Raw genomic sequence first — 25464 nt, 5'->3', positions numbered from 1 at the left:
GCCCCGGCACACCGTTCAGGCGAGGTGATCCACCACCTGCAAATGCTGCGCCAGCCGGTCAACCTCGGACAGGTAGCGCGCCACCAGCTTCGGGTCGTGCGGCGCGGGGCTGACGCCCGCAGGAATTTCGCGTGCCAGCACCGATTCGACCGCCAGCGAGACGGGCACCGACACCAGCCGCGCCATCGCCGTGCCGCGCAGGTCGCCCCATGCGTCCATCACGTAGGTCTTGTGCCAGACCGGCATGCCGTCCCGCTCGGCGCGCAGCCCGACACAGAGCACGACGCGATCCGGCTCGCCCTCGTCATAGGCGTTCTCTTGCCAGAACTGATCGGACATTTCCCTGAGCCGCGCCTCGCCGGCGTCGCCCTCCAGCGTCTCGATCTCGGCAAACACGTCCTTCCACGCCTCCGACCAGCCGTTGAGCCGCAGCGTGCCGCGCACGAAATCCCTGATCCGCCAGTCAGGATCGAAGCGGTAATCCTCGATGAAGGGGATGGAATCGCGGTTGGGGTAGACCTCGAAGGTCTCGGGCGTCGGCAATGGGGCCTGGTAGGACGAGATCGCATCCCACGGCCGCGCGACGTTCAACTCCGCGAACTCGCGGATCGAGCGCGAGGGCGAGCGAAGCGCCTTGAGCACGCCCAGCGGCGACCAGCTGAACTTGTAGCGAAACGGGTTCGGGTGCTTGGGCACGCCACCGCAATAGGAGGTGAAGCTGAGGTCGTTGGCCGCGTCGCACACCCCCGAGGCGCGGTAATCGGCCACGAGGTGATGCGCCATCAGGTGGTCGATGCCCGGGTCGAGGCCGATCTCGTTGACGAGGCTCAGCCCGCGTGCGCGTGCGGTCTCATCCAGCGCCCGCATCTCTGGCGCAATGTAAGACGACGAGACGAAATGCGCGCCCTTGGACAGGCACAGCTCCGCCAGAGGCACGTGCCAGTCCCCGGGCAGCATCGAGACGACCACGTCGCCGGGCTTGAGCGCCGCGGCCAGCGCATCGCGGTCGAAGGCGTGGATATTGGCGGTCAGGTCGCCCACCGCCGCCTGCGCCTTGTCGGTGGAGCGGTTCCACACGGTCACGTCATGGCCCGCCTCGATCAGCCGCCGCAGGCCGGGGATGGCCGAAAGGCCGGTGCCGCACCAGTGAATCGTCATGTTTCAGACCTCCTTGATATGGGTGTCGAATGTCGCCCGCGCCCGGCCCCAGACGCCCGCGTCGATGGCGTCGAGCGTCCCGAGATGGGGAAGAAGCTGCGCGGCGAAATCCTCCGAGGATTCGCGCGGCAGGAGCGAGGGCAGGTTGTCGATGGCCATCACGTCGAGCGGGGCTGCGTCGTGGACGCGCACCGCCGGTTCGGCCCATGTAGTGGCCGTGTCATAGACCGGCACCGGGTTGTAATCGCTGTCGGGATCGCAGGCCACGTCACCGATCACCGTCAGGCGGCGGGGTTCAGCCACCGCCGATTTCGGCACGAAGACCGGCGTGCCGGGGCGCGCGAGGATGCAGTTGATGAACAGGTCATGCGCGAGGAGTTCCGGGAACGGCCCGCCCTGCGCGGTCTCTGCCATATCCCAGCGGGTCACCGTCACGTCCAGCGCCTCGCACAGGTCGCTCGCCCCGGTGCCGACGCGGCCCAGCGCGCCGATGACGATGGCCGTGGGCCGGGGCGCGCCGGTGGCGTCGAGCTGCGCGGCGAGCGCCGCCAACAACGCATCGCGGCCCGCAAAGGTATCGACGGGCGGGCAGGTCTTGCCCTGCCGCTGCGCCGCCCATGCCATGAGCGACACCGCCGCGCCCGCATAGCCCGCCCAGTAGCCGAAGGCGGCAACGCGGCGTCCGTCCTCGCCCACGAGATACTCCAGGTCATAGAGCGCGCCGCCCCCGGCCCTGAACCGCTGCAACAGGCGCTTGCCGGAATGCTGCCCCTTGAAGGCATGGCCGAACATGACGTGACGATGGCGTAGCGGCGTGCCATCCTCGGGCAGTTCCTTGAGCCCGAAGATGATGGCATCGGCGGGGGCGTCGGGCCACGCGCCCTCGGGCGCGATCTCGCAGCCCGCGTCGCGGTAACCGTCAATCGGGATCGCGCGGTTGCGGCTTTCCTCGACCGTCACGCGCATACCCTTGGCGACCAGTTGCGCCGCCCCCTCGGGCGTGATCCCCACCCGTTCCTCATTCGGCCGCTGCTCGGCCCGGACCCAGAGATGTGTCATGGTTGTCCTCTCAGATCATGTCGTCGGCGATGACCTGCGCCACCGAGGCACGGGTGCGCATCGCCTCGACAAAGGCGGTGATCTTTGGATAGGCCGCCATGTCCACCCCGTCACCGGGCAGCCAGCTACAGGCGACGTAGAGATACGGATCGGCCAGCGAGACCGCCTCGCCCAGCACGTAGGGCCCCTTGAGCATGTGGTTTTCGACATGGGCCGCACTCGCGGTCATGGTCTCGACGGCCTTGGCCTTCATGTCGGCGAGCGAGCTTTCCTCGTCGGCCCAGCGATGGCCGCGCACGCGGTGCGCATGATTCACATGCATAGTCGAGGCGAGATAGCACATCGCCTCGCGCATCTTCGCGGCCTCAAACGGATCGGTCGGGCGCAGCCCGGCGGCAGGCGCGAGATCGGCGATGTGCTCAAGAATGGCGGCGGTCTCGGTCAGGATGCCGCTGTCGGTCACGAGTGCGGGCACGCGCCCCTTTGGGTTGACCGCGTGATACCGCGGTTCCGTCTGCTCGCCCGCCTTGAAATCGAGCCGCACCGGCTCGAACTCGAGCCCCGCCTCGTGGAGCGCGATGGCCACGGCGATGGCGATGGTGCCCCTAGCATAATAGAGTTTCATGTTCCTCTCCCGTCTCAGATGCCCGTTTCAGATAAAGGTGCGGGCATGGGCCCGGTCCGGTGCGTCGAGATGCGGCGTGGCGTTGAACGCCCCCACCATCAGCATGTCATGGACATGGTGCACACGGTGCAGCGAGCTGTTCATCACTTGCAGCATGACCTTGGACATGCCGCCGATGTCGAGCCCGAGCGCGTGGCGCATGGCCATGCCGATCACGCCCCCGGAGGTGACAACGAGCACGCGCCCGCCGCTGCCCGACAACTCGTCGAGCAGATCCGTCACGCGGGCCGAGAAGCTCTCGTAACTCTCGGGCAACCCGTCGAGATTGCCTTGCGCCCAATGGTCGATGACCCGCGGCAGGTAGCGCGCGAATTGCGTGGCATCCTGCGGGGCGGGGATGCCGTGCTGCGCCTCCACGGCCTGCGCCAGCGCGAAATAGCTCAGCTCGTCGAGGCGCGCGTCCACGTCGCCGCCGCCATAGCCCATGGCGTCGGCCGTGCCCCGCTGCCGGGTGAGCGTGCCGGTGACGACCCGGTCGAAATGCGGATCGGTGGCGCGCATGTGCATGCCGAGCCAATCCGCCTGCTGCACGCCCAAGGGCGAGAGCCGGTCATATCCCGCCTCGTCCGTGGCCCTGTTGTTGGCCTGCCCGTGCCGCACCAGAACGATCTCGGTCACATTTCGCCCCCCGTCTTGCGCCGCGACGTTAGCGCCCCGCGCGACCGGGCGAAAGGTGGCATGGGCGGATTTCTCGGCGCACCGGCTCGGGCGCGTGGGCGCGCGCGCAATTCCTGTTGCGCCCTGCCCCCGGCTCGGTTAAAGCGGCACCCGGTCCCGCCGCGCCAGACCCGGCCCGCGGGCGAGAAGGTGGCCGCTGTAGCTCAGCTGGTAGAGCACGTCATTCGTAATGATGGGGTCGGGGGTTCGAGTCCCTTCAGCGGCACCACTTCCTCAACTGAAAGAGTCGTTTCGCTCCAGCTTCTTGAAGTCGAACGGAGCCGGTAGACCATGTCGCGCCCATTCATCGTCGCGAAGACCGGGATATTCTACTTCCTTGGTGAGAAGCACCTCGACGCATAGGCCGTATTGCTGCTTCATGAATGGTTCTGACCGCGCGGGTTGCGGCGCTGCGGGCCGGGCAGGCCGTGCGGACGGGCGGGGGCTGACCTCTTGAGCTGCGTCCGGTGGCGGGCGAGATCGACACGTTGCCGGCCGCGCGCGAGGCCGAGATTGCCCGCGCCCGCGCCGCGAACCTGGCCCATGAAGGAACAAGCTTGGACTGCGTCTGCAGCCCACCCCCGTTCCGGGCCGTCCTGACACTTGGGCCGATCATGATATCCAAGGCCGACGAATAGCCCCGTCAACACCGGGGAGATGCGGCCGATTTCGCTGCACTGTGCTTGATGCTGTTGCTCATGCTTTGGTCGGGTCCGATCCGTTGCATGATGCGGTGTTCCTATCCTGCCGCGTCCTTCTCGGGCCCGTCCATGGAGGCCAGTTCGCCCAGCGTAATCGGTTTGAGCGGCGGGCGTATGCGGTAATAGCCGGTTTCGTCGGGCGATTGCCCGTTCGCCTCGGCCAACAGGGCGGTAACGGTCAATCCGCAATAACGGCCCTGGCACGGCCCCATACCCGCACGGCCAAAGGCCTTGGTCTGGTTGGGGCCAAGGCAGCCGATCCCGGCGTAACTTCTTATGTCGCCAGCGGTGACTTCCTCGCAGCGACAGATCACGGTGGTGTCGGTCGGCGCGATGGCACCGGCATAAGGGGGATAGGCCACATCGAGAAAGGGCCGCGCCGCCCGCTCGACCGACAAGGCAGCGTGTAACGGGGTGGCCCTGTCATCACGGTCGGACGCGGACAAGCGCCCGGCTTCCTCGGCCAGCTTCAACGCGGCCAGCCGCCCGGCGATCTCGGCCACCCTGGCCCCGCCGATCCCGGCCCCATCCCCGGCGATGCAAACTCCGGGCACATCGCTCTGGCCCCACTCATCGAGGACCGGCACGAAGCAAGCCTGCGCCGCGTTCCATTTATGACTGACACCAAGGGAGCGCGCGGCTTGCGTGTTCGGCACTACGCCGTGATGCAGGTAGACCGTCTCGCAGGCGATGCGGTGGTGCTTGCCCCGGCTCTCGAAGGACACCGCCTCGGCTCGGCCCTCGCCCTCGACCTCAATCTCCGTGGCCCCGGTATGGCGTGGCACGCGGGCGCGGGCGATCTCGGCCAGCAGGCCCAGCCCCTTGAGCAGGTAGCGCCAGCCGCGTAGCGCCCCCCCCAAATGCTGCGCGGAACGGATGAGGTCCGCGCGCCTCTGCGTCTCGACCAGCGCCAAGGGCGGCGTGCCTGCCCGCACCATCTGCACCGCAATGAGATAAAGCAGCGGGCCCGAGCCCACCAGCACCGCGCGACGCGCCAAGACGCCCGACTGCTTGAGCAGGATCTGCCCCGCCCCCGCCGTCATCACGCCTGGCAAGGTCCAGCCCGGCAGCGGCATGGGCCGTTCCAGCGCACCGGTGGCGAGCAACACGCGCGCGGCCTCGATCTGCGCCGCTGCCCCGTCGCAGGTGTAGGAAATACGAAAGCCCGGCTCGATGGCCCAGACCACCGCGCCGCCGACATGCGTGATCACGGCCTGCCGCAGCCCCGCCACCAGCGGCGCGCCTTGGGTGTAATCCTTGCCCAGAATATCCCCGCGCAGGCCCGCCGCGCGCTCTACGTCGCGATAGATCTGCCCGCCCGCGCGGGGCTGTTCATCCAGCACGCAAACCGACATCCCCACCTCCGCCGCCGTAGCGGCAGCGGCCATACCGGCGGGCCCCGCGCCGATGATGGCCAGGTCAAAGCGTGTCATCGCAAGGCCCCTCATGCGGGCGGGCGATCTCCAGACCCTCGGTAACCTCGATCATGCAAGCCTGCCGCACCACGCCCTCCACCTCGAGCAGACAGTCGAAACAGGCCCCCATCATGCAAAAGGGTGCGCGCGGCGCGCCCGAGACTGGCGTGTGCCGCAGCACCGTCACCCCGGCGGCCAGCAGGGCGGCGGCCAGATTCGCGCCCTCGGGCAGCATCAGCGTTTCCCCGGCAAAGCGCACCGGCACGCGGTGCGCATCGGGGGACAATTCAAGAAAAGCGGGCTTCACCGAACACCTCCAGGTCGGGTGCTGCCTCGGTCCCCTCCAGCCAGTCGGGCAGGAACCGGGCATGTGCTGCGGCGAGCGTGATGCCGCTATGACAGGTCACGAGATAGGCGCCGGGCATCTCGGCGCTCTCCTGATAGATCGGCAAGCCATCGGGCGAGAGCACCCGCAGCGCGCCCCATGACCGCACAAGCTGCGCGCGCGCCAGCACCGGGTAGGCCGCAATCGCCTCGGCGGCGAGACCCGAGAGGCCCGGTTGAGTCACGCCGTCGTCGAGCCCCACCTCCTCGTTCGTGGCCCCGATCTGCACGCCGCCCTCGTCCACCTGCCGCGCGATGAGCGACGGGCGGTTGATGATCTTGGGCAGTTTCTCGGTGATCAGCACCTGCCCGCGCTGTGGCCGCACCGGGGCCTTGAAGCCCAGCTTCGGCCCAAGCAGCGCCGCGCCCAGCCCTGCCGACAGCACCAGCTTGCCCGCCTCGACGATAGCGCCGTCAGCGCAGATCACGCGGAAGCCGTCGGGCTTGGTCACATCCGTCACCGTCCTGCCGGTCAGCACCCGCCCGCCCATGCGCCGCACATCGGCGGCGAGCGCGCGCAGCAGGCGCAGCGGATTGGCGTGGCCATCCTGATGATGCAGGATCGCGCCCATGACCTTGGGTCCGATATGCGGCTCTTCCTTGCGCAGGGCGTTGCGGCCCAGCACCTCGAACGGGTAATTGCCGTCCAGTTTTTCCTTCAGCGCCTCGTATTTCTCTACCGTTGCCAGAAGGCTCTCCTCGGAGAAATGGAAATCGTAGCCGCCCTTCTGCTCCAGCCCGAGGTCCTGCCCCGTGGCCTCGCCCAACTCGGTGGCGAACTCGGCCCACGCGGCGGCTGAGGTTTGCGACCAGCGCGCATAGCGCGGCTGGTTCATGCCCTTGGATTGCACCCAGACAAGGCCGAAATTGCCGCGGCTGGCCCGGAACGACCCGTCATCACCATCCAGCACCGTCACCCGAAGCCCGCGCTTGAGCAGGCCCCAGGCGGTGGAGAGGCCGACGACCCCGCCGCCGATGATGACATAATCGCTGCTCATGGGTTCCGATCCCGGCTTGGGCGACGACAGGGCGGCATGCGCCGCCCTGTCCTATTGAGGCTCAGTTGCTCGCCGCCACCTTGTCGAGGATCGCCTGGCCCCAATCGGCGCCTACATCCTCCAGCACGGCGGGCCAGACATCGGCGCGCGCCTTGGCGGCCATTGCGGCCAGTTGTTCGTCGCTCAGCGCAACCACGGTCGCACCCAGATCATCCACCAGCCGCTGCTCGTTGCGCGCCTGATCGGCCTCGGCCACCTCCCAGCGGGTTGCCTCGAACGCCGCCGCCTGTTCCTTGAGCGCCGCCTGATCCTCGTCGGACAGCCCGGCAAGGCTCTCGTTCGAGATGATCATGTACCAGACCTCGAAATGGGTGTTGGCGGGGATATAGGTCTTGGTCACGTCGCGGAACGACGCATAGTAGCCCTCGGCCCCGGATCCGATCACGCCGTCAACGACGCCGGTCTGCACGGCGGTAAACGCCTCGGAGAACGGGATCGGCGACGGGATATAGCCGAGCGCCTCGCCGGTCAGCTGAAAGCTCTTGATGCCTGGCACGCGCACCTTGATACCGTTGGGGTCGACCGATCCGGCCTGCGGGTTGTCGACATTGAGCGAGATGCCCCCGAAATACACAGGGTAGGCCGCCAGCATGGTGATGTCCTGCTCGGCATAAAGCCCGGCCATCACCTCGCGCACCACACCGCCGGGGCCATAGACCGTGCGGGCCTGCTCCCAGTTACCAGCCAGATAGGGGAAAGAGCTGATCTGCATGCGGCGATCGGCGGCGGTGGCGGCGGGCTGCGTGGCCATGTCGATGGCGCCCACGCTGATGCGCTCCTGCACCGTGGTGTAATCGCCCAGTGCGGAGGCGGCGAAGATATTGACGCTAACATCGCCGCCGGTGGCCTCCTTGACGGCCTCGGAAAACGCCCGAAGCTCGACGTCGATGGTTGCGCCCTGCGGGCGGACATGGCTCATCTTGAGATCCTGTGCCTCGGCCATGGGCGTAAGCGCCATGAGCGCGGCGGCAGCGGTGGCCAGCATGGTATGTTTCATTGGGGTAATCCTCCGTGTTGGGTTTGGGTTGAGGGGTGTAGTCAGGGGGCCACGTCGTAGCCGAAGAAACGCGGCAGAAAGAGCGACAGGTCCGGCCAGAGCGAGGTGAGGAACACCACCGGCACGTAACCGAAGAGAATGAGCTTCATCGCGGGCGGGATCACCTTGGTGACCTTCACCTTGCCGATCCGCGCGCCAAGATAGAGGATCGAGGCATAGGGCGGCGTCACGCCCCCCATGGCGGTGTTGACCCCCATGATCGCGGCGAATTGCACCGGGCTCACGCCGATGGCGTGCATCAGCGGCAACAGCAGCGGGGCGATCAGGATGATCGCGGTCACGTCATTGACCACCATGCCCACCAGGAATAGCAGGATGTTGATCATGATCAGCAGCAGCACCTTGTTCTCGGTGATCGAGAAGATGCCCTCGACCAGTTGCTGCGGGATGCTTTCATAGACGAACATCTGGCTGAGGATCATGGAAAACAGGATCATCATCATGATCGCGCCCACCGCCGTTGCGGCCTCGCGCCCCGCCGACAGGAAATTCGACCATTTCAGCCCCTTGTAGATCAGGAAGCCGACCGGCACCGCGTAGATCACGGCGACGGCGGCGGCCTCGGTGGGCGTCATGATCCCGCCATAGATGCCGCCGAGGATGATCACCGGCATCAGAAGCGCCGGAAAGGCGTGAAACCCGCGCCGCGCTACCTCGCCCGACAGTTCCGAAAACGACGGCTTGTCATCGAGCACGAGGTTGAACTTGCGGCTCATCACGAGGTTGATCACGGAAAACGCCACCATGATCAGCAGGCCCGGGCCGAGCGTGGCCAGGAAACAGGCCAGGATCGAGGTATCGGTGACCCAGCCATAGACGATCATCGTGACCGAGGGCGGGATGAGCAGCCCGAGGATCGAGGAATTGGCGATCAGGGCAGTGGCGTATTCGCGGGGATAGCCGCGCTTTTCCATCTCGGGGATGAGCAGCGGGCCGATGGCCGCGATACCCGTCAGGCCCGAGCCTGAAATCGCCCCGATCACCGCACAGGAGACCGCCGCCACAACACCAAGCCCACCGCGTACATGGCCGATAAACGCGTTGACAAAGCGCAGCAGCGAGGCGGCTATCCCGCTCTCGGACATGATGGTGCCGGCAACCACAAAGAGCGGAATGGCCAGCAGCACCGGGTTGCCCATTTGCTGGAACCCCCAGAGCATCATGCCCTTCATCGTCACGTCGCCGAGGAAATACATCACCATCAGCGCGGCCCCGAAACAGTAGGGCAGCGGCACGCCCAGCGTCAGCGTGATCACCAGCAGGGCAATGGCCAGAAGGGCGATCTCGATCATGACGCGCTTCCTTGTGCGAGACGGCGAACATGCGCCGCGAGATGCGAGGCGGTGTAGGCCATCATCAGTCCCAGCCCCACGAGGAGCGCGATGTCAGAATAGAAGGTCGGGATGTAGAGCGTCGGGCTCTCGCGCCAGACGCGCCAGGCGTATTGCGTGTAATCCCAGGCCCAGGACAGCAGCCACAGGCCGACGATCAGGCTGATGATCTCGCCCAGGATGGCGAGAATATTGTGCCCCCGCTCGGTCTTGATGAATATCTCCAGCACATTGGCGCGGATATGGGTGTTCTCGCGCGAGGCGTTCACGGAACCGAGGATATAGAGCCAGAGCGTGGGATAGAGCATCGTCTCCTCCAGCCCCATCACCGGCACCTGCAAGACATAACGCGTGATGACCTGCACGAACTGGCCGAGCGCCACCACGCAGATCAGTGTCGTCAGCAGGTATTTCGAGAGTGTATCCATGACCTCCTCCTTGCCGGTGCCTGTCCCGCACCGGCGTTCTGGGAATTACACTGGACACAACTTATAAATTCAATTTGATTATATCTTTGAGTCCATCAATTTGGATTATGAGCAAAATGCATCTCTCCCTGCGCCAGCTCACCACCTTTCGCGAAGTCATGCGGTCGGGCTCGATCAGCCAGGCGGCGCGCAGCGTAGGGCGCACGCAACCGGCGGTCTCCACCATGATCCGCACGCTAGAGGATCAATTGGGCTTTGCCCTCTTCGTGCGCATGCAGGGCAAGCTCACCCCCACCCCCGAGGCGCATTACTTTCTGGAGGAATGCGAGGAAATCCTCGGTCGGGTCGAACGCACCGAACGCACGCTCAGCCGGATCAGCACGCTGCAAGCGGGCAAGCTCAAGATCGCCTGCCACCCGGCCGCCTCCAGCGTATTCCTGCCGCGCCTGCTGACGCGGTTCCTGCTGGACAAGGACGATCTCGAGCTGTCCCTCATCATGCGTTCCTCGGACGTGATCGAAGACCTGATTGCCTCACAGCAATACGACGTTGGTTTCGCCGAAACGCCCGCGCCCCGCGCCTCCATCGCGCAGGTGGAGTACGATCTCGAATGCGTCTGTGTGCTGCGCGCCGACGATCCCTTGGCGCGCGCCCCCGTCATAACCCCCGACAATCTCGACGGAAGTCCGATGGCGGTGCTCTTCGACGAACACAACACCGCCGTGCAGACCGAGGCCGCGTTTCGCGCCTCGGGCTGCCGCTTCAACAAGCGTCTTGAACTGCGCACTTTCCTGCCGGGTCTGCAGTTCGTCGCCGCCGGGGTCTGCGTGATGGTCTGCGACATGATCACGGCCTACAGTTACCTTCTCCAAACCCAGGAACCGGCGCGTCTGGCGATCCGCCGGTTCCGGCCCCGCATTTCCAACAGCGTCTCGATCCTGACCCCTGGTTACGCGACGCCATCCATGGCCAGCCGCGCATTTATCGCGGACCTGCAGGCGGCGGTTGAAAAGATGCAAAGCGATATTGAAGACTCATTGCAACAGCGATGAATGTCGGGCGCCAATTGTGCCCCGCGCGGTGTTACTCATATTTTATCTCACGGTTCGACGGTGAAGACCCGGTCGCGAGCCAGGCGCCGAGCCTGTTGGGTGAGGATAAAGCGAAGGTCTTGTCGACGGATATCGGCCTCAGTGACGAGCAGATCGGCATGCTGGTCGCGAAAGGTATCGTCAAGGCTGCGAGTTGAAATGCGCGGCGGCGCAGGGAGTTGCTGAATGGAACACCAACCCGGCCCGCTGCCAGTTCGTGCCGTCCTCTGACCGTTTGACCATTCGATCTCGTCATCTGGTGGGCTGGATAAGCGGCACCGACGTCGCTCGGAAAACTGGCAAGTTTTCGAGATGGCAACATTCACTGTCGCCCCAAGCGAGGGACAAGTGAATTCCTTTCCTTTTCCTGCCGAGTTTGAGCATCGGATCGATTCTTGTTGAAATCTGACATGAATGTCAGATAATGTCGGAATCTCATCACTTGTTCTGTCCATAGGGAGGAAATCAGAATGGCAAAGCGTAGAAAGACCCGAATGAAACATCTGGCGGAGAAGGTCCAGAAGGGAGAGCGCATCGTCGGTATGGAATGCCACGACACACCGAGCGCAATCATGGCCGAAGAACTCGGGATGGATCTTCTATGCTGTGGCAGCCCCGGCCCGATGGGGCTCATGGGGCACAAGTCGATGGCTACGGTGGATTTCGAGGAGCAGCTTTATATGCTGGAAGGTGTGCTCCGCGGCGCTTCCTCCCCGTTCATCATCTGCAACATGCCCAACACCACCGCTTGCATTTCCATCGAGGAATCCGTGCGAAATGCGGCGAAAGTGGTCAAGCTGGGTGCCGATGGCGTCCATATCGAGCCCTCGCTTGGAACGGTTCCTCACATCCGCGCCATCGTCGATGCCGGGATCCCCGTTGTGGGCCATTTCGGCGTACAAGGAGAGCGGGCCGTGATGAATTCCGGCCATAGCCCGGCGGGGCGCACGGCCGAGGAAGCGGCCGCAATCATCGAACTGGTCCGTGCATCCATCGATGCGGGCATTTTTGCGGCCTTGTTCGAGCATACCGCGGTCGAGTTGACAAAATGGTGCTACGAGAACCTTCCCGTCGCTGTCGCCAGTCTGGGGTCGGGCCCCTATGCGCATGGTATTTTCCATGTTTCGAGCGACATCATCGGGTGTTCCGTGTTTCCGATCCCGCCAAAACGTGAAGTCTTTGGTGATGTCTGGGGCGAGATGCAAAAGGCCTATTCGGCCTACTTCGCCGCGGCAAAGGGCGGTCAGTTCCCCAAGCCGGATCTTTCGCACACCATGCTTGAAGGGGAACACGAGAAGTTCATGTCGCTTGTCGGCTGAAATCCGTGTCGGATGGTAGCACCCCGTCTCTGGAGCCGGCGCAATTCATGCGCTGGCTCGCAGGGTTGCCGCGACAGCGCCGGGTCATCGTTGAATGCGGTGCCGGCGAGGCCGAGATCAGTGGCTTCATGTCGAAGCATTTCAACCTCGCCATTGCCACGGACCCGAAACCACCGAAATCCGCCTACCCAGCGCCCGCCGCATCACCCGTGGGATACGTCAAGTGCAGCGCGGAAAATCTACCATTGCCATCAGATAGCGTTGACATGGTGGTGTCCATGCAAGCGCTGCATCATTTCGATGTGGTGCCGCATCTTGCCGAGGCCCATCGCGTACTGGACGCGGGCGGAATCTTTGCCGCGCTCGCATGGGGAGAGATCGAATTACCGGAGGATGTCAGAGGTGCCTGCACGGATTTTTTCTCACTAATCGACCACTTCTGGGAACCAGAGCGCGGCTGGGTGGTTTCAGGCTATGCCGGGCTCGCGTTTCGCGGAGAGAAGGTCGAACTGCCTTGTGCCGCCCTGTGCAGGACCGTTTCCGTGGAGGACTTGATCGGGGTCTTTCGCGGGTGGAGCGCTTGCAAGGCGGGGCAGCGGGAGTGCCCGGGGCCGCTTGAAACTGCGCTTGCAAGTCTGCGTATGCTAAGATGTTCTGGCATCCGGATATCCTGGCCCATTGTAGGCCAGGTATTTCGAAAGACCCGAAACCCGTCAAAGATATCAAACTCGAATAGACAGACGTGACGACATCACAACGCAATACCACGGTCTTCGAGATTTTCGTGCAGGGCAAGTTCTGCGATCTGGAGCTTGCCGCGATCACCCATACGCTCCAGACCGCGAACATGGTGCATGGCGCACAGCGCTTTGCCTGGCGGATCATTTCGGATCGGCCCGGGATCGTGCAGGGGGCCGGCGCCTGCCTCGTGCGGGCGGAGCCGGTCATTCCCGATCACTGTCTGGCCGATTTTCTCATTGTCATTTCGTCGAGAACCGCCGATCCCGCCGTCTGGATGGCACGCATCCGCAGCATGCGACGGCTGGGGCGCACGGTGATCCTGCTGGCCGATGCCGCCACCACCTTCATCGCCCGCACCCAGATCGAGACCGGCGCCGTCACGACCCATTGGGCCGATGCGGTTGTCCTGCGCGAGACCCAGGATCAGCCGCGCCTGACCGAGAACCTGTCGGAATTCTCCAACGGCATCATTACTGCGGCGGGCCGCGCGGCAACGGCGGAATTGGTCATCGGCCTGCTGGCCCGCGACCTGCCCGTGTCAGAGATTACCGAGATCGGCCGCCACCTGCTCCTGCCCGAGATCCGCACCAGTTCCAGTACCCAGCCCTTCGCCCCAGAGGCCTTTCACAAGTTCTATGACAAGGCCGTGTCAGACGCCCTCGCCATCATGGGAGAGAACCTTTCGGACCCGCTCTCCATCGCCGAGATCGCCGGTCAGGTAGACATCTCGCAGCGCTGCCTAGAGCGGCGTTTCCGGGCCGTGTTCGAAACCTCTCCCGGCCATTACTACAAGCAATTGCGCGTCCGGCGGGCGCATCACCTGATCCAGAGTACGAAACTGCCGCTGATCGACATCGCCGCCGCCACCGGCTTTGGCGCGACCGGCACGCTCGCAACCGCCTTCAGGAAATTCTACGGCATCACGCCCACGGATTTTCGTGGCAAACACAGAGAGCGTGTACTGGACTATTCAGCCGATGTTTGAGGGCTCAGGCGGGTTCACCGCGCCAGATCATATCCGCCAAGGGCGAGGTTTCCGATACCGTGTTCATCGGACAGGTGGGACATCCCGATCGGGATGGCTTGTTCTTGCAGCCACGGCATTCATTGACCGCGCTCAAAACACTGTTCACTTCGCCCTGAAGTTCGATCGCAAGGCGGGCCATGAGCATCAGGGTATCGGACAGTTCACCGAGCCTGGCCGCCACCTCTTGCGAAGAGCCTGCGCCGGTGGAGTGATGGGCCCGGACCCCCGCGATCGATGCGATGACTTCGAGCGGGATATCAAGATCCCGCATGTTCTGGATCAGCTTTGCCAGAACGACGTCACGCTCGCCATAAGTCCGCGTCCCTCCGTCGCTGCGCTCCGGATTCAGGATGCCGAGATCCTCATAATGGCGCAATGATCGCTCACTCAAGCGACTGCGCCGCGCGAGCTCCCCGATCTTCATCTGTCTTGTGGCGCTGGTCTTGGCCAAGGGAATTCTTCCTGTAATCTCTGGTTGCGGATAGCGCCCCATACATAGCAACAAAAAACGGAACGCAATAGGTCAGGCCGGCCTTTGCAAGATCACTTTCGGCGGAGCCGAAAATTGCGTCGCTCTGGTTGATCAGGTTGAGGATCGTCCCGACGACGATGGCAACCCGGGCGGACCGCGTGACGATGGCTTTCGATACCCCGAGTCCCGAGAAAATTTCCATGTGCTGCTCATACCCTGCGGTCATTGCGTGGCCAGTACTGCGAATGCCCCGGCAAGTCGGGGCATTCGCGCTTTTCCGGTCGCAGATCGTGATCAGAATCGATACCCGATCCCGATACCCGCGACGACAGGATCAATGGAGGCCTTGCCGAAAACGGCGCCTCCGGCGGTCGTGACCCGTGCGTTGATATCGACGAAGAATTTCTTGATATCTGCGTTGAGATACCAGTTGTCCTTCAACTTGATATCAACACCGGCTTGCAGCACGAAGCCCGGATTGTAGGTCTCCAGATCGAACGATGTCGCCGGACCCATGCGGCTCTCGGAGGTAACAACCACAAGCGCCGGACCCGCCCCGACATAGGGCTTTATGCCGCTCCGGGCGTGAAAATGATACTGGGCCATTACAGAAAGCGGCACGAGCCATGCATCACCGATATCCGGACCGCCGCCAGCCAGGGAAATCTTGTGATTCGTGATGCAGCAAATGGTTTCAAGCGCGATGTTGTCCGTCAGGAAATACGACAGGTCGATTTCCGGAATGATCTGATCGGACACATGGGTTCTCACGGGGACGTTGTATCGCGCGCTATCTTCGGGGAGAACACCGGCAAGCCTGCCCCGGACCAGAAATCTGTTCGCCCATCCGTCGCCTGATACGTTGGCGTCCTGCGCCAGTGCGCCCCCCGCGAGCAAGGCGACTGCGGACAGGATGAACGGAAAGAAAAACAGTATTTGTCGGAGTCGATTCACCCGTCTTGGAATCGCTCCCGGTTCGCTCACGTAATTCATCGCTATCTCCTCCCAATTGGAAATTTGTATTTTGGAAGAGAGATTTTATATGCGATCCCCACTGGAAATTGCAGTTTCCCCTTCCACAAATCTGACATTAATGTGAGATTTATGGAGAATCAAGTATCCTCTTTGCGCGCTTGTTGAGGCAAACATCCGCATGATGGACACGGCCCTCTTGCGACAGCATTTCCACCGCGCAGCGCGGCTTGACTGGCCCTATAATCTCTTTGGCCTTCGCCCATGCTCACGCGTGTGCGCGGCGCGCTGCCTGTCCGAGAAAGCGAGCATCATGGGCGCAGTATTCCGAACGCAAGACCTGACAAAGGTTTACGACACCGGCGAATTGCAGATCCGGGCGCTCGATGGCGTCAACCTCGAGCTTTACTCCGGCGAGCTGGCGGTGCTGCTCGGGCCGTCCGGCAGCGGCAAGTCCACGCTGCTCAATATCCTCGGCGGGCTTGATCATGCGACCTCGGGCAAGGTCTGGTTTCGCGACTTGGAGCTGTCCTCGCTCAAGGACCGGGATTTGACCCTCTATCGGCGAGATCATGCGGGTTCGTTTTTCAGTTCTACAACCTTGTGGCCAGCCTGACGGCGCGTGAAAACGTGCAGCTGGTCACCGATGTCACGCCCAACCCGATGCCCGCCCAAGCTGGACATGGCCAGCTATCCCTACTTGCCACGCGCCGCCGTCGAGACGATCTCTGACCTGCCCCTCCATCATCCATGAGATGCTGCGGTGTGGCCCGTGGAAGCGAACATTCACGGCGAGCGCGAATTCTGCCTTTCAGGGGCCAGTAGCCAAGCACGACAAGCCGGTCACCTCTCACCGTGGCCCTGAGAAATCGTCTCACAGCCAGTCGAGAAGCGCCTGGGTTGCCGGGTGATTGCTGCGCCGCGTGCCGCGGAAGGTCGAGATTTCGGTCGGACATCAGGTGGCATTTTCACAGGCCGGATCAGTTTCTCCTCGTCCAGCAGGCCACTCGCCACGCCAGCCCGCGAGGTGGATCATCGGCGGTGTAGGCCTGCCCCGATCTTGGCCCGCCTCATCAATAGGAACTGACGATGGCGTCGAACTCCTCGGACAGCGCCGTTTCCTTGTGCACCAGATCGTAATGGCACACGATGCAGGTGATGTTCTTTTCCTGTGCCTCGGCATGTTGGCGCTGGCCGCGCACGCGCTCGGGCTTGATCTTCTCCATCACATGGCAGGAGCGGCAGTTCTCGCTGTCATTGTTGACAAGATGCATGCGCACCCGGTTCGCGGCATCAAAGCGAACCTCCTCGAACTCCTCTACCGTGTCGATGCCCAGGATGAGATTGGCATAAAGCTCCCGCGTCCCCTTGATGTGATCGATATAGGCACCGATCAGATCCTCGGACACATGGCAGTCCTTGCACTGCGGAACGACACCGGAGATGGTGGTCCCGTGGGCGGATTCTGCCAGTTCGACTGCCACTGTCGCCTCCATTACATGGCAGGTCTGTGCGCAGAACTTGTTCGACGAGAAGTACCGGTCGACGCCATCGGCGACTGGCGCGCCAACGACAACCCCGACACCTATGCCGACCAGCACGGCGATGCCTGTCAGCCCACCTGTCCATTTCCAGAGCCGCATCTCGTCTCCCCTCCCTGTGCAGTTGTCCGGGATCGGGCTGGCGTCGTATCATGTGCCGATGCGACGCCAGCCCGAAATGCGTGGGGCAAGCCGCTTACTGAAGCGGCGTTGCCTGGATATCACCCTCGGCCCCGAAGCCTATTGAGACCGGGAATCCAACGTAGTGGAAGCGAGTGGTGACATTGTCGTCGTGAACCGCGAAGCCAAAGTTGTAGGCCTTGCCGTCTTCGATGATCTTGTCGTCCTCCGGGTGGCCGGTGTCCCGCTTGCGCGTCCACTCAACCGTCCAGACACCGTCTTCCCACTTGCTCGTCACCTGGTCGTTGTCAGCGGCCGAGCCCTCGGCGCCGGCACGGCTCACCAAACGACCGGGAAGCACGTCACCCGCCTTCCAGCCCGCGTCGGGATCGTAGGCGACGACGTTCTCCTCGTGGATAAGCACATAAGGCTTCGACGGATCGCCGATGTCATCGACGGTGATCGCCTTCACGCCGACTTTCTCGGCATCGAACATGAATTTCGGCGTCATGGTCTTGCGATCGACGTTCCAGCTGAACGGGTTCTTGCCGGCGTCGAACAGACGATATTCAAGCACATAGCCGTCGTCCGCCATGCCCACCGGCGCGCTGCGCGCCGCCCGCCACTGCATGAGGTCGACGAACTTGCCCTCGGCCTTGAGCGCGGCGATCTCGTCGGCGAGCTTCGTCGCGTCCCAACTCGTCTCCTCATCGGTGCGCGAGGGCGGCAGGTACTTGCGGATGTCGCTCTTGTTCAGGCCCTCACTTCCCAGAATGGGGTTTGAAGCGATATCGTCCTTGCTCGCCTCCTCGGGCATGTCGCGCATGCCGTTGTGGCAAGAAAGCCAGCAGCCCTGCGCGGCGAAATTCGGCACCGAGCCGTCATCGACCATGATCGCCAGCCGGTCCTCGTAGAGCGGTGGCTGCTCGCCGCTGCGCACCTTCGAGGACGCCCGGTGGCTGCCGTAGAACTCCCACGCCTCGCCGTTGTAGCGGATGTAGTTGTGCATTTGGCCCGGGCGGTCCATCTGGGTCTTCCACTGGAACCGGAAGTGGGTGTTTTCATCGTCGTAGGCGACCTGCATGGCAAGGTCGACAGTGGGGTTCTTGCCCTCGATCGGATCGGGCTCAAGCCGCTCGCCCGTGACGATCAGCTGGCCGATATCCTTCTCCTCGCCCTCGTGGCAGGAGACGCAGGAATCGCCCTCGATCACCTTTGAATAGGCCCGCTTGTGGTCGGAACTGCGCAGCCAGTCATAACCGCTCTGCCCGGGATAAAACAACGTAAGGGTGGTTGTCGGGATCGCCGACCAGTCCACCGCCGATTCCGCCCGGACATTCGATGGAAGCGAGAGCGCTGCAAGAACCCCCGTGGCAAGCCCGATCATAGGTGCAAGTGGTAACTTCATGGCAGACCCTCCTCTCGTTGTTGGGCTTCGATCTCAAAGAGCCCCCGGAAACGGGGCGCCCTCCAAACACGTCGATCGACATCGAGAGAACCGGCTATGATCGGCTAAAGCGCCCGCAAGCAATGGTTGAACCTCAGTGGACGCTACGGTTTCCGTTGCGTCCGCACATTGATCTCAATCAAGGCGGAGCGCTCAAAGCGTGCCCCGCCTGGCTGATTCGTTGCGCATAGATGTGTCTGAGGGACTCAAGTCGGTCGACCCGAGTCAAGGCCACGTTGGCTTGAGCGTGCTGCGTCCGCTTGTTCAGGCATATCTGAATGGCACTGCCAGTCTGGAAAGTGGTATCAACGATGCCGTTTGGGAGCTCGGTGTCAGCAGGGCAACGGTCTGGCGTTGGATAAAGCGTCTCGCTGAGGAGGGTGGGTGGCTGGGAACTGGTTTCGAGAACTCGGAGAAACTTCCAACATCGCACATGCAGGCGCAATGCGAACGCGTCCTTCGGGTCCGAAAAAACGTGATCGGGAATGCGGGGACTGAACACCTAATGGACGGTTCGGATTTTCCATTCTTACACAGAGTTGCTCGATGCCGTGTGCAGCGGGTTTTCATGTTCTGATCGTAAGATTTCGCGCCGTGGCGAAAATTGTGTCTTTCGAGTCCTGGTCTTGGAATGGATTACTTTACGGGAATAGATACCAACTACTGAATAACGGTATTGGCAGATAACGCCTGACCCTCGTCAAACGCGTCGCGACGCGTATCTGGATGCAAACTTATGAGTTTGGTGTCCTGGGGGGTGCCTTTTCGGACCCACTTTCAATAAATAGCCGTTACCGGCTCGCCGCCTTCTATCACGCAACCCCGATACATCCCGTCGCAGTTGAACGGCATGGCGAGTGCCCCGTCACGGTCGACACAAATCAATCCGCCCGAGCCGCCGATGGCGGTCAGGTCGTCCAAGATGACCTGGCGTGCCGCTTCGGCCATCGGTTGTCCGGCCAGCCTCATGCGCGCGTCGATTTCATGCGCGACCGACAGGCGGATATAGGCCTCGCCATCGCCGGTGGCCGAAACCGCGCAGGTGGCCTCGTCGGCGAAGGTCCCGGCACCGATGATCGGGCTGTCGCCGACACGGCCCCTACGCTTGGCCGTCATCCCGCCTGTTGATGTCGCTGCGGCGAGATTGCCAGCACGGTCAAGCGCGACGGCCCCCACCGTTCCGTGACGCCGTGCGGGGTCATCGTCGAGCGTGCCATCAGCTTCCATCTGCAGTGTGCTTTGCAAACTGTCCCAGCGTTCCTGCGTGAAGAAATAGGCATCGTCCTCGAAGGGAAGCCCTGCGTCCCGCGCGATCTCCAGCGCCCCATCACCGACCATCAATACGTGATCGGTCCGCTCCATAACAGCACGTGCAAGGCGCACGGGATTGCGCACCCCAGCAATGACGGCGACCGCCCCGGCCTTGCGCCCGCGCCCGTCCATAATCGCGGCATCCATTTCGTGCGTTCCCTCTCGGGTGAACACCGCCCCACGCCCAGCATTGAAAAGCGGTTCGTTCTCAAGCGTCTCGACCGCAACGGTGACCGCATCAAGGGCCGTACCGTCGCGCGCCAAAACCGCCTCTCCGGCAGCCAGGACGCGCGCGAGGGCGGCGTGGCAGGCAGCCTCGCGTTCGGGCGTCATCTCGGCATGAGGCAGTACACCGGCACCACCGTGTATGGCGAGCACGAAACCTTTGGTCATGGGATACCCCTCCTTGATTCATCGACAGGTGTCGCGGACCTTATGGCCGGAAGAATGCTGTGGACAGCCTGCTGAAAAGTGTGGCCAGCTTGTTACGTTGCGACACGCACCTAGATTGGCGTCAAGTATCGGGGTGACAATCTCGTTTGTGAAGTGACAAGTTCCACAATATATAGATGTTGCCTACTGCTGACTGGAGGTCCGTTTATGGACATGTCTATACATCCTGTACCAAGAGGAAAGCTCGTCGCGATCGGTGGCGCTGAGGATAAGACCTCGGAAACCGAGATCCTGAGGCAGGTGCTGGCGTTGAGCCAAACCCGGGAGCCGGTTGTCGGGGTCGTCACCACGGCCAGCAGCATCCCCGACGACGTGTTCGCCGATTACCGTCAGGTGTTTGAGAGGTTGGGCGCTGCCGAGGTGCTGGACGTGCGGATCCGAGAGCGCGCAGATGCGGTCGATCCGGCCTTTCTCGACATGCTGTCGCGCAGTGACGTGATCTTTATCACCGGCGGCGATCAAATGCGCCTGACCAGTATCCTTGGCGCGTCGGACGCGCTCAGGAATATTCGCAAACGCTATGACGAGGGAGCAGTCATAGCCGGGACAAGCGCAGGCGCGGCGTGCCAGTCGACCACGATGGTCTATGGTGGCCATGCGACCGATTCGCTGCGCAAGGGTGCGGTCAAGATGACTGCTGGCTTTGGGCTGATCGAAGGCGTGATCATCGACACACATTTCCTTGAACGCGGGCGATTTTCGCGTCTTATGGAGGTTGGTGCGACGAATCCCGAGTATCTTGGTGTTGGCCTCGGAGAAGATTCGGCAGTGCTCTTCGAGGACGACAAGATATACGCTTTTGGCCCTGGCCATGTCGTCCTCGTTGACAGTTCGGCCATAACCGGTTCCAATGTAAGCGATCTTTCTGACGGTGAGGCGGTAAGCGTCCACAATGTCATAATGCATGCGCTGGTTGACGGGAACGGGTACAGTTTGACGGGCCGGCGGGTCCTTGAGCCGAAAGAGCTCAGGGCTGGCAGCCTGGAGCAAAGGAATGCGTATACTTGAGCACCGCGCACTGCGCGGGCCGAACTATTACAGCCGCTACCAAGTGATCTACATGCGGCTGGATATCGAGGACCTGGAAGACCGCCCAAGCGACAAGGTTCCAGGCATCGCCGAAAAGCTCGAAGCGATCTTTCCCACGATTTACGAACATCGCTGCTCGATCGGAGAGCCCGGCGGGTTCCTGCAGCGGGTGCGCAATGGCACCTTTGCCGGGCACATGGTTGAGCATCTGGCGATCGAATTGCAGAACCTGGTCGGGTTCTCGGTGGGCTACGGCAAGAGCGTCGACAGCTATGAGCGCGGCGTCTACAACGTCGTCTACCGCTACCGTGACGAGACGACCGGCATCGCCGCAGGCGAGGCGGCGGTCGAGATCGTGCGCAAGCTCTACGATGGCGGCCATATCGATCTTGACCCGATCATCGAACATCTCAAACAGGTGCGCGACGCCAATGCGCTCGGCCCCTCGACCGGGTCCATCGTCAATGCCGCCAAGGCGCGCAACATTCCGTGGTACAAGCTGACCGAGGGCACCAGCTATATCCAGTTGGGCCACGGCGTGAAACAGCGCCGGTTTCAGGCCACGGTGACCGACGAGTCCGGGATCATCGGCCACTCCATCGCCGACGACAAGGACTGGACAAAGCAGATACTGGGCGATGCGGGTATCGCGGTGCCGCAGGGCTATACCTGCTATTCGTGGGACGAGGTCAAGGAGGCCGCCGAATGGATCGGCTGGCCGGTGGTGACCAAGCCGCTGGCCGGCAATCACGGGCGCGGCGTGACCACCGACATCACCACTATGGACGATCTGAAATCGGGATATGAAGCGGCCCTTGCGCGGGTGCGCGATGATTCCGGTGCCGTGATCGTCGAGAGCTACATCAAGGGCGAGGATCACCGCATGCTGGTGATCGGCGGCAAGCTGGTCGCCGCCGCGCGCCGCCGCCCGGCGCATGTCACGGGCGATGGCAAGTCGACGATCCGGGCGCTGATCGACAAGGCCAACGAGGACCCCCGCCGCGGCGTGGGCCACGAGAACCTGCTGACCCAGATCCATGTTGACGAACAGACCCATCGCATGCTCGAGCAGGCTGGGCTCACGCTCGACAGTGTGCCGCCCGGGGGCGAGATGGTATTTCTGAAATCGACGGCCAATATCTCGACCGGCGGGACGGCCACCGATCTGACCGACGAAGTGCATCCCGACATCAGGTTTTCGATGGAGCGGATCGCGCGGCATGTCGGACTTGACGTGATCGGCATCGACCTGTTGGCCGAGACGTTGACCAAGCCGCTCGACCAGCAATCTGCGGGCGTGGTCGAAGTCAATGCTGGCCCCGGTTTCCGGATGCACATGGCACCGACGCATGGCACCCCGCGCCCGGTGGGCGAGCATGTCGTCGACATGCTGTTTCCCGATCCCACTGACAATGCCCGCATTCCGATCACCGCGATCACCGGCACCAACGGCAAGACCACGACGACCCGCCTGACCACGCATATCCTGCGTCAGTCGGGGTATTCGGTGGGCATGGGCTGTACCGGAACAGTCGAGATCGACAACCATGTAATCCTGCGTGGCGATTATTCCGGGCCGGCGGCTGCACAAGCCGTGCTGCGAGAGCCTACGGTCGAGCATGCGGTGCTCGAGGTTGCGCGCGGCGGAATCATGCGCCGCGGTCTGGGCTTTGACGAATGCGATGTGGGTGTATTGCTCAACATTGCGTCGGATCATCTGGGCGAACGCGACATCCACACGCTGGAAGAGCTGGCACGCTGCAAGACCGTGGTGGTTGACGCCGTCAAGAAAGAAGGCGGCTATTGCGTGCTCAATGCCGATGACCCTTTGGTGATGGAGCATGGCACCTACTGGGCGCGCGGCGAGATCATCTATTTCACGATGGACCCGGAGAACCCTGCGCTACTGGAACACCTGAGCGAACGGCGCATGGTCGTCACGGTCAAGAACGGCCGCATCGTCTTGCTGCGAGGCAAGGTTGAGGTCGATGTGGTGGATGTGAACGACGTGCCAATCGCCTTTGAGGGCCATGCGCCCTTCAACGTGCAGAACGCGATGGCGGCCGCCGCGGTGGCGCTGGCACACGGCATCGAGATCAACGACATCCGCGCCGGGCTGCTGACCTTCCACCCGACCCCTGCGCAGATGCCCGGGCGCACCAACTATTTCGAGGCCGACGGCGTCTATTGCCTGATTGACTACGGCCATAACGTGCCGGCGCTGGTGGCGCTGGAGCCGCTCGTGAACGGGCTTGGGCAACAGCGCAAGATCAGCGTGTCGACCGCACCCGGCAATCGCCGTGACGATGACCTTTCCGCTCTGGGCGCGCAGCTCGCCAAGATGTGCGACGTACTCTATGTCTACGAATCCGACGCGCGCGGGCGAGCTGAAGGCGAGACGGCGGAGCTGATCCGGAAAGGCGCAGCCGAAGCCGGATCAGAGTGCGTGGTCGAGGTCATCATGAAGGAAAAAGACGCCGTTGACCGGGCCATGGCAGATGCCGTGCCGGGCGATTTCCTGCTGTTGCTGGTGGACGATATCATTGGCACCACGGAACGGCTCAAGGGACGGAGTTTTCCGGTTCAGTCTGATCTCGCCCAGGCCTGAGGACAAACGGCACGCACACGGTGCGTCGGCCTCACCGATGCGCACGCCCTGATCAGGAAGGACCAACATCATGACCGAGAATGTTTTCGTCGTCGGATTGAACGCAATGAATGCCGGGCGACTGACCCGGCTGCGGGGTGTCGAGGATGTCGTCTTTCACCCGCTCCTGACCTCCGAGGCGGTCTCGGACACGCAGGAATTCGACATCCCCGCCATGCTGCGTGAAGCCGAGGCGACGCTCGACGCCTTTGACGGCTCAATCGACGCGATCGTCGGCTATATCGACTTTCCCGTCTCCACCATGCTGCCCCTGCTTTGCAAGAAATACGGCACCCGGAACGCGTCGCTGGAAAGCCTTTTGAAATGCGAGCATAAATTCTGGTCACGCAAGGTGATGGCCGAGGTGATTCCGGACCACGTGCCGAAATTCACTGCTTTCGACCCGTTCGACGACAACGCGCTGTCGCGGATCGGCGAGGCCGATCTGCGCTTTCCGTTCTTCGTCAAGCCGATCAAGTCATCCGGGTCCCGTCTCGGCTTTCGCATCGACAGTCCCGAGGATTTCGAATACGCGGTTGCGGCGTTTCGTGCCGAAATCGGCCAGATTTCAGAGCCGTTCAACTATGTGCTGAATCAGGCCGACCTGCCGGATGAGATCAAGGCGATCGAAGGGCATTACTGCATGGCAGAACAGGTCATCGGCGGGCGTCAATGCACTGTCGAGGGCTATGTGCACGAGGGTGAGGTCGTGCCCTACGGCACGGTGGATTCGATCCGCTATCCGCAGGTGCTCAGCTTTTTCTACTATCTCTACCCCTCGACCCTGCCGCGCCGCGTGCAGGACGAGATGAACGAGATCACCCGAAAGGTGATGGCGCATATCGGCTATGACAATGCCGGCTTCAACATCGAATATTACTGGGACGAGGTGCAGGACAAGATCTGGCTGCTGGAGATCAACACCCGTATCGCGCAATCGCATTGCGACCTGTTCGAGATGGTGGACGGGGTGAGTCATCAGCAGGTGACGGTCGATCTGGGTCTCGGGCGCAAACCCGACATGCCCCGGGGCGAGGGGCCGGAAAACGTCGCCGCGGAATTCTTTTACCGGGTATTTTTCAACGACGCGACCGTTGCGCGCACGCCCTCGCGTGCCGAGTTGGAGGTCGCCTCCGAGCAGGTCGATGGCACGCGCATTGTCTCCTATGTCAAGCAGGGCATGCGGCTCTCGGAACTGCCCGAACAGGATGCCTACAGCTACGCCGTGGCATCGATCTGGATGGGGGCCAACAAGCAATCCAAGCTGTTGTGGAATTACGAGCAGGTGATGAAGAAGCTGAATTACGAGTTCAGTGACATCGAGGAATAGGCCAACGCCGGCGCTGGACTTTGTCAGGCGG

General features: G+C 62.7%; 25 protein-coding genes and 1 tRNA gene. 10 read left to right on the top strand and 16 right to left on the bottom strand.

Going from position 1 to position 25464, the window contains the following annotated elements:
- Nucleotides 1-15: 15 nt before the first annotated feature.
- From CRJ03_RS17030 to CRJ03_RS17015, 4 genes are read right to left on the bottom strand one after another with little or no spacing between them, the layout of a single operon-like run.
- The gene (locus tag CRJ03_RS17030) at nucleotides 16-1158 is read right to left on the bottom strand and encodes a saccharopine dehydrogenase family protein (protein WP_104020065.1); all 1143 of its coding nucleotides are present in this window, start codon (nucleotides 1156-1158) and stop codon (nucleotides 16-18) included.
- Nucleotides 1159-1161: 3 nt separating this feature from the next.
- Entirely contained in the window at nucleotides 1162-2217 is a 1056-nt protein-coding gene (locus tag CRJ03_RS17025; protein WP_104020064.1) for a saccharopine dehydrogenase, read from the bottom strand.
- A gap of 10 nt (nucleotides 2218-2227) precedes the next feature.
- Nucleotides 2228-2842, bottom strand: a complete 615-nt coding sequence (locus tag CRJ03_RS17020) for a glutathione S-transferase family protein (RefSeq protein ID WP_104020063.1) — start codon at nucleotides 2840-2842, stop codon at nucleotides 2228-2230.
- Nucleotides 2843-2869: 27 nt separating this feature from the next.
- Nucleotides 2870-3520, bottom strand: a complete 651-nt coding sequence (locus CRJ03_RS17015) for a histidine phosphatase family protein (protein ID WP_104020062.1) — start codon at nucleotides 3518-3520, stop codon at nucleotides 2870-2872.
- 192 nt (nucleotides 3521-3712) lie between these two features.
- On the opposite strand from CRJ03_RS17015, the gene CRJ03_RS17010 reads away from it, so the two are divergent.
- Nucleotides 3713-3788: transfer RNA gene (locus CRJ03_RS17010), tRNA-Thr, on the top strand.
- Between the two features lie 510 nt (nucleotides 3789-4298).
- On the opposite strand, the gene CRJ03_RS17005 is transcribed toward CRJ03_RS17010, so the two are convergent.
- The 6 genes from CRJ03_RS17005 to CRJ03_RS16980 all read right to left on the bottom strand — a co-directional run bounded on the left by CRJ03_RS17005 (nucleotide 4299) and on the right by CRJ03_RS16980 (nucleotide 9933).
- Nucleotides 4299-5693 (bottom strand): FAD/NAD(P)-dependent oxidoreductase, encoded by a 1395-nt coding sequence (locus CRJ03_RS17005; protein WP_104020061.1) that lies wholly within the window; start codon nucleotides 5691-5693, stop codon nucleotides 4299-4301.
- Nucleotides 5680-5982 (bottom strand): 2Fe-2S iron-sulfur cluster-binding protein, encoded by a 303-nt coding sequence (locus CRJ03_RS20380; protein WP_276308239.1) that lies wholly within the window; start codon nucleotides 5980-5982, stop codon nucleotides 5680-5682. The genes CRJ03_RS17005 and CRJ03_RS20380 overlap by 14 nt, the downstream gene beginning before the upstream one ends.
- Complete coding sequence (locus CRJ03_RS16995; protein ID WP_104020059.1) at nucleotides 5963-7057, bottom strand: NAD(P)/FAD-dependent oxidoreductase; 1095 nt, start codon at nucleotides 7055-7057, stop codon at nucleotides 5963-5965. The genes CRJ03_RS20380 and CRJ03_RS16995 overlap by 20 nt, the downstream gene beginning before the upstream one ends.
- A 61-nt stretch (nucleotides 7058-7118) precedes the next feature.
- Entirely contained in the window at nucleotides 7119-8114 is a 996-nt protein-coding gene (gene dctP, locus CRJ03_RS16990) for a TRAP transporter substrate-binding protein DctP (protein ID WP_104020058.1), read from the bottom strand.
- A 41-nt stretch (nucleotides 8115-8155) separates the two neighbouring features.
- Complete coding sequence (locus CRJ03_RS16985; RefSeq protein ID WP_104020057.1) at nucleotides 8156-9466, bottom strand: TRAP transporter large permease; 1311 nt, start codon at nucleotides 9464-9466, stop codon at nucleotides 8156-8158.
- Nucleotides 9463-9933, bottom strand: a complete 471-nt coding sequence (locus CRJ03_RS16980) for a TRAP transporter small permease (RefSeq protein ID WP_104020056.1) — start codon at nucleotides 9931-9933, stop codon at nucleotides 9463-9465. Before CRJ03_RS16980 ends, CRJ03_RS16985 begins: the two co-directional genes overlap by 4 nt.
- A gap of 107 nt (nucleotides 9934-10040) precedes the next feature.
- Between CRJ03_RS16980 and CRJ03_RS16975 the strand changes: the two genes are divergently transcribed.
- From CRJ03_RS16975 to CRJ03_RS16955, 5 genes are all read left to right on the top strand, one after another.
- Entirely contained in the window at nucleotides 10041-10985 is a 945-nt protein-coding gene (locus tag CRJ03_RS16975) for a LysR family transcriptional regulator (RefSeq protein WP_240611708.1), read from the top strand.
- On the top strand, nucleotides 10982-11182 hold the full coding sequence (locus tag CRJ03_RS20170) for a hypothetical protein (protein ID WP_104020054.1): 201 nt from the start codon (nucleotides 10982-10984) through the stop codon (nucleotides 11180-11182). Before CRJ03_RS16975 ends, CRJ03_RS20170 begins: the two co-directional genes overlap by 4 nt.
- 336 nt (nucleotides 11183-11518) lie before the next feature.
- The gene (locus CRJ03_RS16965; protein ID WP_240611707.1) at nucleotides 11519-12343 is read left to right on the top strand and encodes a 3-methyl-2-oxobutanoate hydroxymethyltransferase; all 825 of its coding nucleotides are present in this window, start codon (nucleotides 11519-11521) and stop codon (nucleotides 12341-12343) included.
- A 47-nt stretch (nucleotides 12344-12390) separates the two neighbouring features.
- Nucleotides 12391-13089 carry a class I SAM-dependent methyltransferase gene (locus CRJ03_RS16960; RefSeq protein ID WP_104020052.1) on the top strand — a complete coding sequence of 233 codons (699 nt, stop codon included), beginning with the start codon at nucleotides 12391-12393 and terminating at the stop codon, nucleotides 13087-13089.
- Nucleotides 13086-14069, top strand: coding sequence for a GlxA family transcriptional regulator (locus CRJ03_RS16955; RefSeq protein ID WP_104020051.1), 984 nt, complete (start codon nucleotides 13086-13088; stop codon nucleotides 14067-14069). The genes CRJ03_RS16960 and CRJ03_RS16955 overlap by 4 nt, the downstream gene beginning before the upstream one ends.
- A gap of 4 nt (nucleotides 14070-14073) precedes the next feature.
- Here the strand turns inward: CRJ03_RS16955 and CRJ03_RS16950 are convergent, their stop codons facing one another.
- From CRJ03_RS16950 to CRJ03_RS16940, 3 genes are all read right to left on the bottom strand, one after another.
- On the bottom strand, nucleotides 14074-14562 hold the full coding sequence (locus CRJ03_RS16950; protein ID WP_165375345.1) for a MerR family transcriptional regulator: 489 nt from the start codon (nucleotides 14560-14562) through the stop codon (nucleotides 14074-14076).
- The gene (nrtS, locus tag CRJ03_RS16945) at nucleotides 14495-14785 is read right to left on the bottom strand and encodes a nitrate/nitrite transporter NrtS (RefSeq protein WP_104020183.1); all 291 of its coding nucleotides are present in this window, start codon (nucleotides 14783-14785) and stop codon (nucleotides 14495-14497) included. Before nrtS ends, CRJ03_RS16950 begins: the two co-directional genes overlap by 68 nt.
- 92 nt (nucleotides 14786-14877) lie before the next feature.
- A complete protein-coding gene (locus tag CRJ03_RS16940; RefSeq protein WP_104020050.1) occupies nucleotides 14878-15576 on the bottom strand; it encodes an OmpW/AlkL family protein in 699 nt (232 codons plus the stop codon).
- Nucleotides 15577-15739: 163 nt separating this feature from the next.
- On the opposite strand from CRJ03_RS16940, the gene CRJ03_RS16935 reads away from it, so the two are divergent.
- On the top strand, nucleotides 15740-16171 hold the full coding sequence (locus tag CRJ03_RS16935) for an ATP-binding cassette domain-containing protein (protein WP_439126646.1): 432 nt from the start codon (nucleotides 15740-15742) through the stop codon (nucleotides 16169-16171).
- 457 nt (nucleotides 16172-16628) lie between these two features.
- On the opposite strand, the gene CRJ03_RS16930 is transcribed toward CRJ03_RS16935, so the two are convergent.
- From CRJ03_RS16930 to CRJ03_RS16915, 3 genes are all read right to left on the bottom strand, one after another.
- A complete protein-coding gene (locus CRJ03_RS16930; protein WP_104020049.1) occupies nucleotides 16629-17198 on the bottom strand; it encodes a NapC/NirT family cytochrome c in 570 nt (189 codons plus the stop codon).
- Nucleotides 17199-17292: 94 nt separating this feature from the next.
- Nucleotides 17293-18624, bottom strand: coding sequence for an ethylbenzene dehydrogenase-related protein (locus tag CRJ03_RS16925; RefSeq protein WP_104020048.1), 1332 nt, complete (start codon nucleotides 18622-18624; stop codon nucleotides 17293-17295).
- An 816-nt stretch (nucleotides 18625-19440) separates the two neighbouring features.
- Nucleotides 19441-20367 (bottom strand): isoaspartyl peptidase/L-asparaginase family protein, encoded by a 927-nt coding sequence (locus CRJ03_RS16915; RefSeq protein ID WP_104020047.1) that lies wholly within the window; start codon nucleotides 20365-20367, stop codon nucleotides 19441-19443.
- Between the two features lie 207 nt (nucleotides 20368-20574).
- Here CRJ03_RS16915 and CRJ03_RS16910 point away from each other — a divergent pair, with 207 nt between their 5' ends.
- From CRJ03_RS16910 to CRJ03_RS16900, 3 genes are all read left to right on the top strand, one after another.
- A complete protein-coding gene (locus CRJ03_RS16910) occupies nucleotides 20575-21435 on the top strand; it encodes a cyanophycinase (protein WP_104020046.1) in 861 nt (286 codons plus the stop codon).
- Entirely contained in the window at nucleotides 21422-24064 is a 2643-nt protein-coding gene (gene cphA, locus CRJ03_RS16905; protein ID WP_104020045.1) for a cyanophycin synthetase, read from the top strand. Before CRJ03_RS16910 ends, cphA begins: the two co-directional genes overlap by 14 nt.
- Before the next feature lie 70 nt (nucleotides 24065-24134).
- Nucleotides 24135-25433: an ATP-grasp domain-containing protein gene (locus tag CRJ03_RS16900; RefSeq protein ID WP_104020044.1), complete on the top strand. Its 1299-nt coding sequence runs from the start codon at nucleotides 24135-24137 to the stop codon at nucleotides 25431-25433.
- Nucleotides 25434-25464: the final 31 nt, after the last annotated feature.

Origin of the sequence: Roseovarius nitratireducens, assembly GCF_002925845.1 — a bacterium.
GTDB lineage: Bacteria > Pseudomonadota > Alphaproteobacteria > Rhodobacterales > Rhodobacteraceae > Roseovarius > Roseovarius nitratireducens.
Note: the sequence above shows the minus strand (reverse complement) of the source record. Positions and strands in the feature narration are given on the sequence as shown.